This window comes from Paenibacillus lentus, assembly GCF_042714055.1.
Lineage (GTDB): Bacteria > Bacillota > Bacilli > Paenibacillales > Paenibacillaceae > Fontibacillus > Fontibacillus lentus_A.
The window spans coordinates 542,492-557,164 of sequence record NZ_JBHGVC010000004.1; the positions used below are offsets into that span (position 1 = coordinate 542,492).

The following is a 14,673-nucleotide window of genomic DNA, read 5'->3' on the forward strand; positions in this document are numbered from 1 at the left end:
GGAGTTGACAAGCGATGGCACAAAGTGATCTTAAAGAAGCAAAGGCAACCCAAGCTGCGGACACAGGGAAGAAAAGCGCACTGTTTCCTAGCTATGCCCGTTATCCGATCAGTCTCGTCAAAGGACACGGGAGCTGGCTTTGGGATGACCAGGGGAATCGGTATCTCGATTTTATGAGCGGATTGGCGGTCACGAACTTGGGGCATGCCCCGGAAAAGGTAACGGCCAAGGTAAAAGCTCAGCTGGATGAGCTGTGGCATGTATCGAATCTGTTCCATATCCCGCAGCAGGAAAAGGCTGCGCAGCTGCTGACAGAGGTCACCTGTGCCGATGTCGTGTTTTTCTGCAACAGCGGGGCGGAGGCGAATGAAGCTGCGATTAAGCTGGCGCGCCGTTATCACCAGAAGGTAAAAGGAACTGGCCGCTACGAAGTGATTACATTCGAGCAGTCGTTCCACGGACGGACGCTGGCTACGCTGACGGCTACGGGCCAGCAGAAGGTGAAGGAGGGCTTCCTGCCGCTGCCGGAAGGCTTCAAGACGGTGCCGCTGCACGATATGCCGGCGCTTAAGGCGGCAATTGGGCCAAATACGGCGGCGGTTATGCTTGAGATGATCCAGGCTGAAGGCGGCGTGTATCCGGTAGACCCGGACTTCGTTCAAGAGCTTGTCGCACTATGCAAAGAAGAGGGCATCCTGCTGATCGTAGACGAGGTGCAGACGGGCATGGGCCGAACCGGTAAATGGTTCGCGCACGAGCATTATGGCATTGAGCCGGATATTTTCACTTCCGCAAAGGGCATTGCAAGCGGACTGTCCGTCGGGGCGATGCTCGCGAAGGAATATCTGCGTGAAGCGTTCACGGCGGGCAGCCATGCAACCACGTTCGGCGGCAATCCGGTAGCTGCGACAGCCGTCGTTGCTACGATTGAAACTATGCTGGAGGACGGCATTCCGCAGCGTGCGGAGGAAATGGGCAAGTACTTGCACGAGCGGCTTCACGAGGCTTTCCAGGATGAACCATTCGTGAAGGCCATTCGCGGCAAAGGCCTGCTGATCGGCATCGAATGCGCCGAACCGGTAGCGGATTTGGTTACCGAGGGCCAGAAGAACAAATTGCTATTCGTGACGGCAGGGCCGAACGTCATTCGCCTGCTGCCTAACTTGAACGTGAGCCGGGAGGAGATCGATCAAGCTGTCGATACGCTGGCTGCGATTATTTCCGCCCATACATCCGAGGAGGAAGCATAAAATGAGTCAACCAGATGCAACGAAGCATAATACATTTAACTTGAGCGGTCGCGATTTCATTGAGCTCAACGATTATACGACGGAAGAAATTCAGTATTTAATTGATTTGGCGGTTGAGATCAAGACCAAGCACAAGAAAGGTGAAGTCTATCATCCGTTAAAAGGAAAAACCGTCGGTCTTATTTTTGAGAAATCTTCGACGCGGACGCGGGTATCCTTTGAGGTGGGAACCTACCAGCTTGGCGGGCACGCCCTGTTTTTGAGCAAAAACGATATCCAGCTCGGACGCGGAGAGACGATTGCCGATACGGCGGCTGTCATGTCGAGATACCTGGACGGCATTATGATTCGTACCTTCGGTCACGATAATGTCGTGGAGCTGGCCCGTCATGCTACCGTACCGGTCATTAACGGCCTCAGCGATTTGGCGCACCCTTGCCAAGTCCTCGCAGATTTGCAGACTATTTATGAGTATAAGGGAGCCCTGAAGGGCCTGAAGCTGGCTTACATCGGCGACGGGAACAATATGGCTCATTCTCTAATGATCGGCTGCGCCAAGCTTGGCGTTCATATTTCTGTGGCGAGCCCGGAAGGCTACGGGCCGGATGCGCAAGTTACAGCAGAGGCGCAGCAAATCGCCAAGGAGACCGGAGCGGTTATTGAGGTCATCCGCGATCCGAAAGCGGCTGCTCGGCAGGCTGACGTCATTTATACGGACGTTTGGGCCAGCATGGGCTTCGAGGAGGAGCAGAAGGCGCGCGAGGCGGCCTTTGCCGATTATCAGGTTGATGAAGAGCTAGTGCAGCATGCCAAGCCGGATTATTTGTTCATGCACTGTTTGCCTGCCCATCGCGGCGAGGAAGTGAGCGAAGGGGTTATCGACGGCAAAAATTCGATTATTTTGGATCAGGCGGAGAACCGTCTTCATGCCCAGAAAGCACTGATGGCGGCTCTGATCGGATAAAAAGGGACTTTATGTAAAAAGCGGAACGACACGCAGGTAACTTAGAGATATATGAATTAACATGTATAAGGGCTTGTGAGCAATGCCAACTTTTAGGAGGATCATTCATTATGGCAAAAAATAAAATCGTATTAGCCTACTCTGGCGGCTTGGATACATCCATTATTCTCAAATGGCTCAAAGAGACGTATGATGCCGAAATCATCGCCTTCACGGCAGATATCGGGCAGAAAGAAGAGCTCGACGGACTTGAGGCCAAAGCGCTGGCCACCGGGGCTTCCAAAGTTTATATTGACGATCTGCGCGAGGAATTCGCCAAGGACTTCATTTATCCGATGTTCCAGGCCGGTGCCATGTACGAGGGACAATATTTGCTCGGGACGAGTATTGCCCGTCCGCTGATTGCCAAGCGCATGGTTGAAATCGCGCGTGCGGAAGGTGCAACAGCTATCGCTCACGGAGCTACGGGGAAAGGGAATGACCAGGTGAGATTCGAGCTGGCTGTCGCAGGCCTGGCCCCGGAAATTAACGTAATCGCACCATGGCGTCTAAGCGAATTCCGCGACCGCTTCCCGGGACGTGCCGAAATGATCGCCTACGCGGAAGAGAACGGCATTCCGGTAACGGCGTCTGCCGCGAAGTCGTATTCGATGGATCGCAACCTTTTGCATATCAGCTATGAGAGCGGCGTTCTCGAGGATCCTTGGTTCGATGCCAGCGCAGCGGAAAGCAAGGACATGTATTTGCTCAGCGTAGATCCAGAGGATGCGCCGGATCAACCGGAATATTTGGAGCTGGATTTCGAGCAAGGCAACTGCGTTGGCCTCAATGGGCAGCGTCTTGACCCGCTTGGCGTGATGGAGAAGCTGAACGAGCTCGGCGGCAAGCACGGCATTGGCCGGGTGGATATGGTTGAGAACCGCTTCGTCGGCATGAAAAGCCGCGGCGTATATGAGACACCGGGAGGCACGATTCTGTTTGCTGCTCATCGCAAAATGGAATCCCTCACGATGGATCGTGAAGTGATGAATTTGCGCGACAGCTTGATTACCCGCTACAGCACGCTTGTGTATAATGGCTTCTGGTTCGCTCCGGAACGTCTTGCATTGCAGGCGCTTGTTACGGAAAGCCAGAAAAACGTTACCGGAACGGTACGCGTGAAGCTGTATAAAGGCAACATCATCGCTGCCGGCGTCAAAAGCCCAGTCAGCCTTTACAATCCGGACATTGCTACGATGGAGGCAGATCCAACCGAAGCTTATGATCAAGGGGATGCGACCGGCTTTATCCGTCTTAATGCACTGCGCTTGAAAGTAAGCTCCGGCGTAGAGCAAAGCGGCAAGTAAAAGCTTCAGCCTGAAACGATGGGCTGTCAACAATTGAATGATTCCACCTGAACCTGCGGCCGTTTTCACATATGAACCACGATATGGGAGACGGCCTACGGTTTGAATCAGATAAGATTTGAATTATAAGAATAAGCTAGAAATACCGAACTAGAAGATTGAATCCGTATGGGGTTTGAAACAGATAAGGAGTGAATTGGGTGAGCAAGCTATGGGGAGGCCGCTTTACGAAGCAGACCAACAAACTAGTTGAACAATATACCGCATCCATCGGGTTTGACAAGGCGCTGGCCGAGGAGGATGTGCAGGGAAGTCTGGCGCATGTGGCGATGCTGGCCAAATGCGGAATCGTTCCTGAAGAGGATGCCGAGAAGATTAAAGAAGGGTTGCAATCCGTACTGCAAAAAATCCGCGGCGGAGAGCTGGAGTACTCCGTCTCGGATGAGGATATTCATATGAATATTGAGAAGAACCTGATCGAGGAAATCGGATCCGTTGGCGGCAAGCTGCATACAGGCCGCAGCCGAAACGATCAGGTGGCGACGGACATGCACCTTTATTTGCGCAAGCGGGTCGTCGAATTCGTGGGACTGCTGCATGATTTGCAGGAGGCTTTGATTGGACAAGCGAGAGCCAACCTGGATACAATTGTGCCGGGTTATACCCATTTGCAGCGGGCTCAGCCGATTCTGTTCGCTCACCATTTGCTGGCTTATGTATCGATGTTCGGGCGGGATATCGAGCGCCTGCAGGACAGCTACAAGCGGATTAACGTTCTGCCGCTCGGCGCGGGGGCTCTAGCCGGAACCACCTTCCCGATTGATCGCCATTTCGTAGCTGAGCAGCTTCATTTCGACAGCGTCTATGAGAACAGCCTGGATGCGGTCAGCGACCGTGATTTCATCCTGGAGTTTCTGGCAGACGCCTCGATTCTGATGATGCATTTATCTCGTTTGAGTGAGGAACTGGTGATGTGGAGCAGCACCGAGTTCCGCTTTGTTGAGCTGGATGATGCTTTCTGTACGGGCAGCAGCATTATGCCTCAGAAGAAAAATCCGGACGTGCCTGAGCTCGTGCGCGGCAAGACCGGCCGCGTCTACGGCAACTTGATGGGACTGCTGACGGTGCTGAAATCTTTGCCGCTGGCTTACAATAAGGATATGCAGGAAGATAAGGAAGGCATGTTCGATACAGTAGCTACGCTGGAGGGAGCGCTGCAATTGTTTGCCCCGATGATTGCTACGATGAAGGTGAACAAGGAGCAAATGCGCGAGGCCGTGAACAAGGATTTCTCCAATGCGACCGACATCGCGGACTTCCTGGCGAACAAGGGATTGCCGTTCCGCCAGGCGCATGAAGTCATCGGCAAGACGGTATTGTATTGCATCCAGCACAATAAATATTTGCTTGATTTATCCCTGGAGGAGTTCAAGCAATTTTCGCCGCTGTTTGACGACAGCATTTATGAAGTACTGCAGCCTGAAACGGTCGTTAACGCACGCAACGTATACGGCGGAACGGCAACAAGCCAAGTGGCAGCTGCAATCAGCCGGGCGGAGGAGAAATTGCAGGCTACCGGGCAATGGGTGCAGGAATATTTGGAGAAGAGTAAGTAGTACTCATCATGTGGTATATCTGGATCAAATAACAGTTTTGAGTAAACCGTAAAATTGAGAGAAAAAGTAGTGTTGAAGGAAAAAGTATAAAGAACAGGAATTGTCCTTTGGACAGAGCCTGTTCTTTTTTTGCTTAGATGATTAAATTGATAAGTGCTCCGTGAAGCCGAACAAGCTCTGTTGTGATTTGATCAAAAACCTATGAGAAATTAAAGGAACGATGGAAAAATTTAAAAAATAAATGAACGGCAAATGAAAAACCAAATGAAAAGAGAATGAATTACTTGAATATGTCAATAGATTCGTAAAAAATTATCAAACTTTGTCGAAGAAAGATATATAGGTTATTGATTTTTTCAAGAATATCGAAATTCAAACTTTAAAAATTGAAAGGTTTGAGAAGAGTGGCTTTAAAAGGGAGGGATAATATGAGAGGCACGGGGGGCTCGCAGCTTTTGTCAGATTGTGCTTTACCATAAATAGAAGTTTTATTTTACGGAGGGAACTACATGAAGAAAATTTGGTCCAGCATTAGCCATTTGTTGGAGATAAGGTCATTGCGTAATCGTCTATTTATTATATTTGCCATTATATTAATCATACCTAATTTGTTAATTGTCATATTTAGCCTTGAAAGTGCCCATGATGAGCTGGAGGCTAAAATGGAGGAAACTGCTGTATCTAGCATCAAATTGCTAGATGAGGCTCTTAATCTTGCAATAGTTGCACAGATGCGTAATGTAGAGGAATTAGTTATGAGAATGAATTCAGAGCAGGTTGATGTGAACTCCCCTGAGCTACAAGACCTCATGGAGCTGTTCATGGAGAAAAACCCTGAGCTTGAAACTCTAACGGTGAGAAATAATAGAGGGGCATGGATGAAAGCGCCAGATCGTAGGCATGGGCAGGAGGAGGAAAATGCAGAAACGAAAGATTGGTATAAGACTGCACTGGCCGATCCGACGAATACGGTAATTATTGATCCGTTTAAATCCAGTACTACCGGTAATTATAATATATATATTAGCCGGGCACTACCAGATGGCCAAGGTGCGATTACAATATCTTTGGATATGTCCAAAGTCAATGAGTTAACACAGAATGCAAAATTGGGGGAAGAAGGATATATATACATATTTGATCGCAACAAAAAATATCTTTCCCATCCTACATATGAGACTGGGGAAGAGGCTGCGGGAAAATATATTCAGCAGCTTCTATCTATGGAATCGGGATTAATGGAAGTAGATGATGAATTGACCGGCGATCATCAACACCATTACGTCCAAACAAATGAACTTACAGGCATGAAAATTGTCGGTGTATTGGAAATTAAAGAGTTTGATAAAGCGATGCTGCCGATTTTAAGGATCTCACTTATCGTACTTGGTATTTCATTGATTGTATCAGGAATATTACTATTCATTGTCATTCGAAGTGTAACACGTCCTATTGAGCAGTTGAACAACTCCGCTAAACGTGTGGGAGAAGGCTATCTTAATGAGGAGGTTCAAATTAAGCGAAAAGACGAGATCGGGCAATTGGCGGGGAATTACAACGAAATGGTTGCCTCGATTCGGATGATGGTTATGGACGTTGCAGAAGTATCAAGTCAGCTTGCCGCTTCCAGTGAGGAGATGATGGCAGGTATAGAGCAGAATGCGAAGACGGTGGAGCACGTCGTTGATTTGGTGCAGGAATCGTCTGCTGGGGCAGAGAAACAAGCTACAGAATCGATGGAAAGTGCCAAGACGATGGAGGAAATGTCGAAGGGGGTCTATAAAATTGCCGAAGCTTCGGGAACCATCGTCGAATCATCTTCCCAGACGGTAGGGGATGTCCGCTACGGCAATGAAAAGGTTGAGCTGGTTGGCCTGCAAATGGAGGAAATCCGCCGCTCGACGCAAGAGTCAGCTGAGCTGATGCATCGTATGAACGAAGCAAGCGCCGAAATTGCAGACATGAGCACGGCAATATCGGATATTGCCGTGCAGACAAACTTGCTGGCATTGAACGCAGCTATTGAAGCTGCCCGTGCAGGCGAGCATGGCAGAGGCTTCTCTATTGTAGCCACTGAGGTGCGGAAGCTGGCCGAGCAGTCCAAAGTGACAGCCGAGTTAATTGGAGAAGAAATCATTCAAATGACGAGCTTGACCGAGAAAGCCTATGCCGTAATGAATCAGGAGGTCACGGATAATGTGGAGCGAGGTATTAGTGTTACTACCGAGACACAGAATGCATTTCAGCAGATTGAACGCTCGACCCGTCATATTACCGAGCAGATTCATGATGTATCTGCGATTACGCAGCAAATGTCGGCTAGTGCCCAGCAAATTACCAGTTCTGTTAGCAACATTGCCCAGACTTCGCAGCAGAGCCTAGATTCCTTCCAAAGCGTTACTGCCGCAACGGAGGAGCAGTTGGCATCCATGGAGGAAATCTCAGCGGCTGCTGAGGGCTTAGCTCGAATGGCTGCTGATCTGCAGACCAAAATAGAGCACTTTAAGCTGTAAAGTACTTCAAGCTGTAACTACATTCATTGCGAGCATTATAGCACGGAAAAATTTCATGTTTCACATAGAAAAAGGTCGAGTAGGGGATGTGTCGTCCTATACTCGACCTTTCTAAAATATAAGAAAGAATTACTATCATACTTACCAAAATACTATAATGATTTTCACTGTAATGCTTGTTTCTAATTAACAAGTAGCCTGACCCGCAGGAGTTGTATTTATGATGAGGGTTCACAAGATTACGATTAGGGCTATACGTTTTACGTCTTAGCCTATTTTTTGTGCAAAAATCACATTTCGAGGAAGAAAACAAATGAAAGCGCGGTAAATTATCAGTAAACCATCATTATTTTTCTGAATATTTTCATAAAAAGTATAAAAAATTATCGTTTTTTGTCGAAAATAAATATAGAGAATCATTGACTCAACAAATTCAAGCAAAAATCTAGTTGTTTTGAGCTAGGTGAAAAAGAAAAAGCAGGCATTGAGACTCTGCTTAACACAGAGAAAAAAGATATTCGGATGGAATGAAGCGATTTAATAATATCAGCTTATTAAATGCTGCAGGGAGACTAGTCAGAAGTCGCATTAAGGTGGGTGAGCTGTGATGGCTTAAGGAGGAAGAAAAATCAATCGAATTCGCAATAACTAAGCAGTACATCTAAAAGATCTTGAGGGAGAGAAGAAGATGGGAAAAATATGGTCGAGCTTGCGCCGAATGATCGAGTTCAGATCGCTTCGCAATCGTTTATTGCTTGTTTTTACTATTATGTTAGTTGTACCAAATTTATTAATCGTGGTATCCAGTATAACGAGTGCAAGGTATGAGCTGGAATCCAAGATTGAGAATTCCGCTAGAACCAGCGTCGAGCTGATGAACGAATCTCTGGATCTGGCCATTGGTGCGCAGGTTCGGAATATAGAGCAGCTGGTCATGCAAATGAATGCGGAGCAAATTGACGCCAAATCTCCCGAGCTGCAGGCTTTGATGGAGCTGTTCATGGAGAAGCATCCTGAGCTTGAACTGCTTACTGTCGGAAACAATAATAAGGCTTTTATGAAGGCGCCTGATCCAGGGCCGCATGAATACGATCCAACGGAACGAGACTGGTATAAAGCCGCGCTTGCTGACCCGACGAATACAGTAATCATTGATCCTTTTAAATCAGCTACTACGGGGAATCACAACCTGTTCATCAGCCGGGCGCTTCCGGATGGGCAGGGGGCCATAACGGCATCCTATAATATGACCCAAATCAATGAATTTACGGATAATGTAGAGATCGGCAGCGAAGGGTACGTATACTTGCTGGATCGCAGCGGTAAATATACTTATCACCCTTCGTACGAGCCCGGGGAGGAAGCTACGGGAGAGCATATTTCGCAGATTCAGGCGATGGAGTCCGGTTTTATCGATTACAAGAGTCCATTGACCGGCAATCCTCAGCGGGGCTACGTTGTAACCAATAAGCTGACGGGCTTAAAGGTTGTTGGAGTGCTGGAAATCAATGAGTTCGCTAGAGCGACCGCCCCGATTATGTGGACATCCTTCATAGTGCTCGGTATCGCTCTTGTTGTCTCAGGCATTGTGTTGTTCCTGATCATTCGCAGCGTGACGCGCCCGATCGAGCAGCTGAACCGTTCGGCTAAGCGGGTAGGAGAAGGCTATTTGAATGAGGAAGTCCAGATCAAGCGGAAAGATGAAGTCGGCCAATTGGCCGAAAATTATAACGAAATGGTCGCCTCGATCCGCGGGATGGTCATGGACGTCGCCGAAATTTCCAGCCAGCTTGCCGCCTCCAGCGAAGAGCTGACGGCAGGTACGGAGCAGAATGCGAAAACGGTCGAGCATGTCGTGGATCTGGTGCAGGAATCCTCCGAAGGGGCGGAAAAACAGGCAAAAGTCTCGATGGAAAGCGCCAAGACGATGGAGGAGATGTCCCAGGGCATTTATAAAATCGCTGAAGCTTCGGGAGCTATCGTCGAGTCATCCTCGAAGACGGTGGAGGATGTCAGCTATGGCAGCGAAAAGGTAGATCAAGTAGGGCTGCAGATGGAGGAAATCCGCCGGTCGACGGGGCAGTCGGCCGAGCTGATGCACAAGATGAACGAGCTTAGTGCTCGCATTGCCGGAATGAGCACCGCGATCTCGGATATCGCCGTACAGACGAATTTGCTGGCGCTGAATGCAGCCATTGAAGCGGCACGTGCCGGCGAGGAAGGACGCGGCTTCTCCGTCGTAGCGGGCGAAGTACGGAAGCTGGCCGAGCAGTCCAGACTGACGGCGGAGCAAATCGGCGAGGAAATCGTGCAGATGGCCAGCCTGACGGAGAAGGTATATGCAGTCATGAATGAAGAGGTCACGGGCAACGTGGAGCGCGGCATCACCGTAACTGCGGAAGCGCAGAATGCATTCCAGCAAATCCAGGATTCGACACGGCATATTACAGAGCAAATTCACGATGTATCCGCAATTACGCAGCAAATGTCGGCGAGTGCAGAGGAAATTGCCAATTCCGTGAAGCATATTTCGCAAAGCTCGCAGCAAAGCTTGGATTCCTTCCAGAGCGTTACGGCGGCCACGGAGGAGCAGCTGGCATCGATGGAGGAGATTTCATCCGCTGCGGATGGACTTGCCCGGATGGCTGCGGATATGCAGACCAAAATCGAACACTTTAAAGTTTAATTTTGCAGGGGTAGTCACACAATAACTGGATTTGTTGTATTTAAAATCTGCACTCTATCGCTGAATGTACTGTTAGTTGGATTTTTGGCAGTTAAAAAGAGGTTTAAAGGGGAGAAAGCTAAAAAGCGATGTTTTAAATACACGAAGTACAGCTATTTCGCGTCACTGTCGTGATGGAACTAAAATAGGCACAAGAAATCCAGTTAAATCAAGACATGGCGTTGCGTGCGCACTGCTCCCTGTGTGCACGGTGTGTGGTTCGAGGCAAGCTTGGATGGCTGTCGACCATATTAGCCTTAATTCGTGCGCCAAGCACCAGAGCACTAATACTTGTGCTAGTGTGAAGTACAGCGATGCAAATCCGCCAATGAACCAGTGCGAAGTGCACTAATGTGCCAATGTGAAGGGGATCAACTGTCCCAATCTGTCCCAATGTGAAAAGCACTAACGTATATCCGCCAATGTGCCAATTTTAGAGCAGTTCAATTCAGATTCGCCATATCTACAGTACCGTCCGGAGCAATTTCAAATTGCCGGACGGTTTTTTATTTCACTGCACCTCGGATATTCTGAAAATATTGAATGATTTTGAGCAATTGTCTCCTGTAGCTCCCCGGGACTCTCCATCTATACTAAAAGTACAGAAAAGGAGAGTGAACTCATGGAACGAACAACACCTTTAGCTTCCGGGACACCTGTGCGTAAAAAATCATTTCTCAAGCGTTGGGACTCTCCCATTGCAGGTTATTTATTCATTTCCCCGTGGCTGATCGGGTTTTTGGCGTTAACGGCCTATCCGATGCTGTTGTCCCTATATTATTCCTTCACCAACTATACTCTAATGAAGCCGATCGAATGGGTCGGCATGGAAAACTACAATCGTATTTTTACGGCGGACGAGAAATTCGCTCAATCGATCAAAATCACGTTTTATTACGTGCTGGCCTCGGTGCCGCTGAAGCTCATTGCTGCGCTGCTTGTGGCCATGCTGCTGAATAAGGCGGTGCGCGGGATTTCAATCTATCGTACGGCCATTTATTTTCCGTCCTTGATCGGGGCGAGTATCGCGGTTTCCCTGCTATGGAAAAACATCTTTGGCGTAGACGGCTTCTTCAACAAAATCCTTGGCATCTTCGGCATTCCAGGCACGGGCTGGGTGACGAACCCCGATACGGCGCTCTGGTCGCTGATCGTGCTGTCGGTATGGCAGTTCGGCTCTTCGATGGTTATTTTCCTTGCCGGCTTGAAGCAGATTCCGACTGACCTTTACGAAGCTTCGGCCGTGGACGGTGCGGGCAAGCTAAGACAATTTTTCAAAATTACGCTGCCGATGCTGTCGCCAACACTGTATTTCAACCTCATTATGGGGGTTATCAACTCCTTCCAGGTGTTCACGCCTGCTTATGTGATTACCGCCGGAGGCCCGATGAACTCCACCTATGTGTATGCGCTTTACTTGTATGAGCGGGCATTCAGCCGCTATCAGCTGGGCTATTCCTCGTCATTGGCCTGGATTATGCTGCTGTTGATCGTCGCTGCTGCCGTTGTCATTAATCTTACGTCAAAATACTGGGTATTCTACGAATCCGAGAGCCAAGGAGGGAAAAGAAAATGACCAAGTCAAAATGGAACAGCTTGATCCGCCACGCGATGCTTATCGTATTCAGCTTGATTATGGTCTATCCGGTCATTTGGTGGGTCGGTGCTTCTTTGAAAAGCAACCAGGAGCTGAGCTCGCCATCGCTTTTCCCGACCGTGCCCCAGTGGTCCAACTACATTAAAGGCTGGCATTCGGTTCCAGGATTCACGTTTACTGATTTCTATGTGAACACCTTTTATCTCATTATTGCAGTCATCATTGTGACGGTGATTTCCAGTACGCTTGTCGCTTTTGGATTTGCCAGACTGGACTTTCCGCTGCGGGGCTTCTGGTTCTCCCTGCTTATGCTTACGCTGATGCTGCCGGGACAGGTGCTCATTATTCCGCAGTACGCGATGTTCCACCAATTCGGTTGGGTCAATACGTATTTACCGTTTATCGTGCCCCACGCTTTAGCGGGGGGAGCGGGAGGAACCTTCTTCGTCTTCCTGCTCATCCAGTTTATTCGCGGTATTCCGCGGGAATTGGATGAATCTGCAAAAATTGACGGCTGCAACTGGTTTGGTATCTATTGGAGAATCATCATGCCTTTGATGAAGCCGTCCATCGTTACCGTCATCATTTTCTGCTTCCTGTGGAATTGGGACGATTTCCTCGGCCATCTCTTATACATTAATTCCGTCGATAAATACACGGTAGGACTGGCTTTGCGGATGATCAACGACGCTCAGGGAGGCGCGGAATGGGGACAACTGCTGGCGATGTCGCTCGTGTCCATTCTACCGGCAACCGTGCTGTTTACCTTCGCTCAGAAGTACTTTGTAGAGGGCGTGGCCACGACGGGAATTAAGGGGTAGCCAGTTCGGAACATAATATATTAAAATGAGAAAACATTGAGGCTGGCTCAGCTTCAATGTTTTTTTAAGATAGTTGAACGTATATGGAAAAGGGGACGTCTTCATGACTAATCCATTCAAAAAATACCGTATCGATCTTCTGTTCATCGTCTGCTTCGCCGGTCTGATCACGCTTGTGCTGGCGAGCACAGTGTGGATCAGCTACGCCATCTCATCCCGCGAATTGGCCGAGAATACGTCCTATTACCAGAAGAGGCTGCTGGAGGAGCTGAATAATGAAATTACCGGTCGGCTGACGTCGATCGAGCAGGTGTCTCTGACAACCTCCAGAGATAACGATTTGCTTGCGTTTCTGTCAGGCAAGGACGATGTATTCGACCGATACCGGAGATCGATGGGCATTAAGCAGGCTCTTGCTCAGCTAACTTATTCGATCCCGCAAATACAAGCCATCGATTTATACCTGGAACAGCCGCAATGGGGTGACCGTCAAAGCTATATTCAGTTTCACGAGTTAGAAGCGGCCGTAGATCAATCCTGGTATTCGTCCTTGGAGAAAAACGACTTCGCTTGGTCGGAGGAGCATCAAATTTCGACCTTTAAAGGGGAAGCGTCCGTACTGAGCTTTTCTCGTAAAATTTATTATAATACTCGATTTATGGGTATTCTTGTCGTACACGTGAAAGCCGATTGGATCCGAAGCATGCTTGAGGGATACTCGCAGGATTCAAACCGGATTATGCTGGATACGAACGGCAGGGAATTGCTCAGCGTTGGAAAGTCGATGCAGGAAGCTGGATTGCTGGAGTCTGATCCGCGGTTCGTAGGCGAGTCCGGCGTCTTTCGCTTGCATACGCAGCCGCATGGCATCGATTCCCTGATCGTCTATTCGAAGGTGGCGGACTCCGACTGGATGCTCGTCGAGATTACCCCGTGGGAGCAAATTACGGCGGGCAGCGTGAAGCTGGCCGGGGCGATCATTTCAATCGGCATCGGGGCATTGGTTTTGGCCTTCTTATTAACGCTCTGGTTAAGCCGGCAGTTTATGAAGCCGATTGCCCAGCTTGTGAAGGCGATGAAGACTTATGTGGTCGGGGGAGAGCAGCCGGAACTGACGAGCGACTATACCAATGAATTTGGCGTTCTATTCGCAGGCTATCGCAGACTGAATGAGAGAATCGAGGCCTTGTATTTATCGCTGGCCGAGCGTTACGAGCAGCAGCGCAAGGCTGAGATTGAAGCACTGCAGGCGAATATTAATCCGCATTTTCTGTACAATACGCTGGATCAGCTCAATTGGATGGCGATTGCGGAGGGCCAGGATAAAATGAGCCGCATCCTGGAGCTGATGGGCCGCATGTTCCGCATTGGTTTGTCTCATGGGGAAAGCTTCATTACGATTGGTGAGGAGCTTACCCATGTGGAATGCTATTTAGAAATCCAGCAGCTGCGATGGGAGGACGGTCTAGAATACGAAGTGCAGGCTTCCCAGAATCTGCTTCAATTATTTATTCCTAAAATGACGCTCCAGCCTTTCGTAGAAAATTCGATTATTCACGGCTTTAATTCAAGGCAGAGCGGCCGCATCGTCATCAAGGTGGCAGAGGAGGGCGCGCGCGTACGCATGACAATTATAGATGACGGCAGCGGGCTGTCTAACAACGACAAAGGAAACAGTCGACGGAAGGGCGGATACGGTATACGGAACGTGAGGGAAAGATTCACTGCGTATTTCGGAGAGGATTATGATATTTCGCTTGCGGAGGGGGAACAGGGGGGAACGGTTGTATCGATAACCTTTCCGCGGCTTGAAGAAGCTCCGGGAAAGAGTGAAATATAAT

General features: G+C 49.0%; 9 protein-coding genes. All 9 read left to right on the top strand.

Annotated elements, in window-relative coordinates; translation table 11 throughout:
* Positions 1-14: 14 nt before the first annotated feature.
* The 9 genes from ACE3MQ_RS12310 (at position 15) to ACE3MQ_RS12350 (ending at position 14,672) form a co-directional block, all read left to right on the top strand.
* Positions 15-1,250, top strand: coding sequence for an acetylornithine transaminase (locus ACE3MQ_RS12310; protein ID WP_379392903.1), 1,236 nt, complete (start codon positions 15-17; stop codon positions 1,248-1,250).
* A gap of 1 nt (position 1,251) precedes the next feature.
* Entirely contained in the window at positions 1,252-2,214 is a 963-nt protein-coding gene (gene argF, locus ACE3MQ_RS12315; protein WP_379392904.1) for an ornithine carbamoyltransferase, read from the top strand.
* 110 nt (positions 2,215-2,324) lie between these two features.
* On the top strand, positions 2,325-3,560 hold the full coding sequence (locus tag ACE3MQ_RS12320; protein WP_379392905.1) for an argininosuccinate synthase: 1,236 nt from the start codon (positions 2,325-2,327) through the stop codon (positions 3,558-3,560).
* 200 nt (positions 3,561-3,760) lie between these two features.
* Entirely contained in the window at positions 3,761-5,176 is a 1,416-nt protein-coding gene (argH, locus tag ACE3MQ_RS12325) for an argininosuccinate lyase (RefSeq protein ID WP_379392906.1), read from the top strand.
* Positions 5,177-5,685: 509 nt separating this feature from the next.
* Complete coding sequence (locus ACE3MQ_RS12330) at positions 5,686-7,689, top strand: methyl-accepting chemotaxis protein (RefSeq protein WP_379392907.1); 2,004 nt, start codon at positions 5,686-5,688, stop codon at positions 7,687-7,689.
* A gap of 688 nt (positions 7,690-8,377) precedes the next feature.
* Positions 8,378-10,375, top strand: coding sequence for a methyl-accepting chemotaxis protein (locus ACE3MQ_RS12335; protein WP_379392908.1), 1,998 nt, complete (start codon positions 8,378-8,380; stop codon positions 10,373-10,375).
* A 661-nt stretch (positions 10,376-11,036) separates the two neighbouring features.
* The gene (locus ACE3MQ_RS12340) at positions 11,037-11,990 is read left to right on the top strand and encodes a carbohydrate ABC transporter permease (protein ID WP_379392909.1); all 954 of its coding nucleotides are present in this window, start codon (positions 11,037-11,039) and stop codon (positions 11,988-11,990) included.
* Positions 11,987-12,832, top strand: coding sequence for a carbohydrate ABC transporter permease (locus tag ACE3MQ_RS12345; RefSeq protein WP_379392910.1), 846 nt, complete (start codon positions 11,987-11,989; stop codon positions 12,830-12,832). The genes ACE3MQ_RS12340 and ACE3MQ_RS12345 overlap by 4 nt, the downstream gene beginning before the upstream one ends.
* Positions 12,833-12,935: 103 nt before the next feature.
* Positions 12,936-14,672: a cache domain-containing sensor histidine kinase gene (locus ACE3MQ_RS12350; protein ID WP_379392911.1), complete on the top strand. Its 1,737-nt coding sequence runs from the start codon at positions 12,936-12,938 to the stop codon at positions 14,670-14,672.
* Position 14,673: the final 1 nt, after the last annotated feature.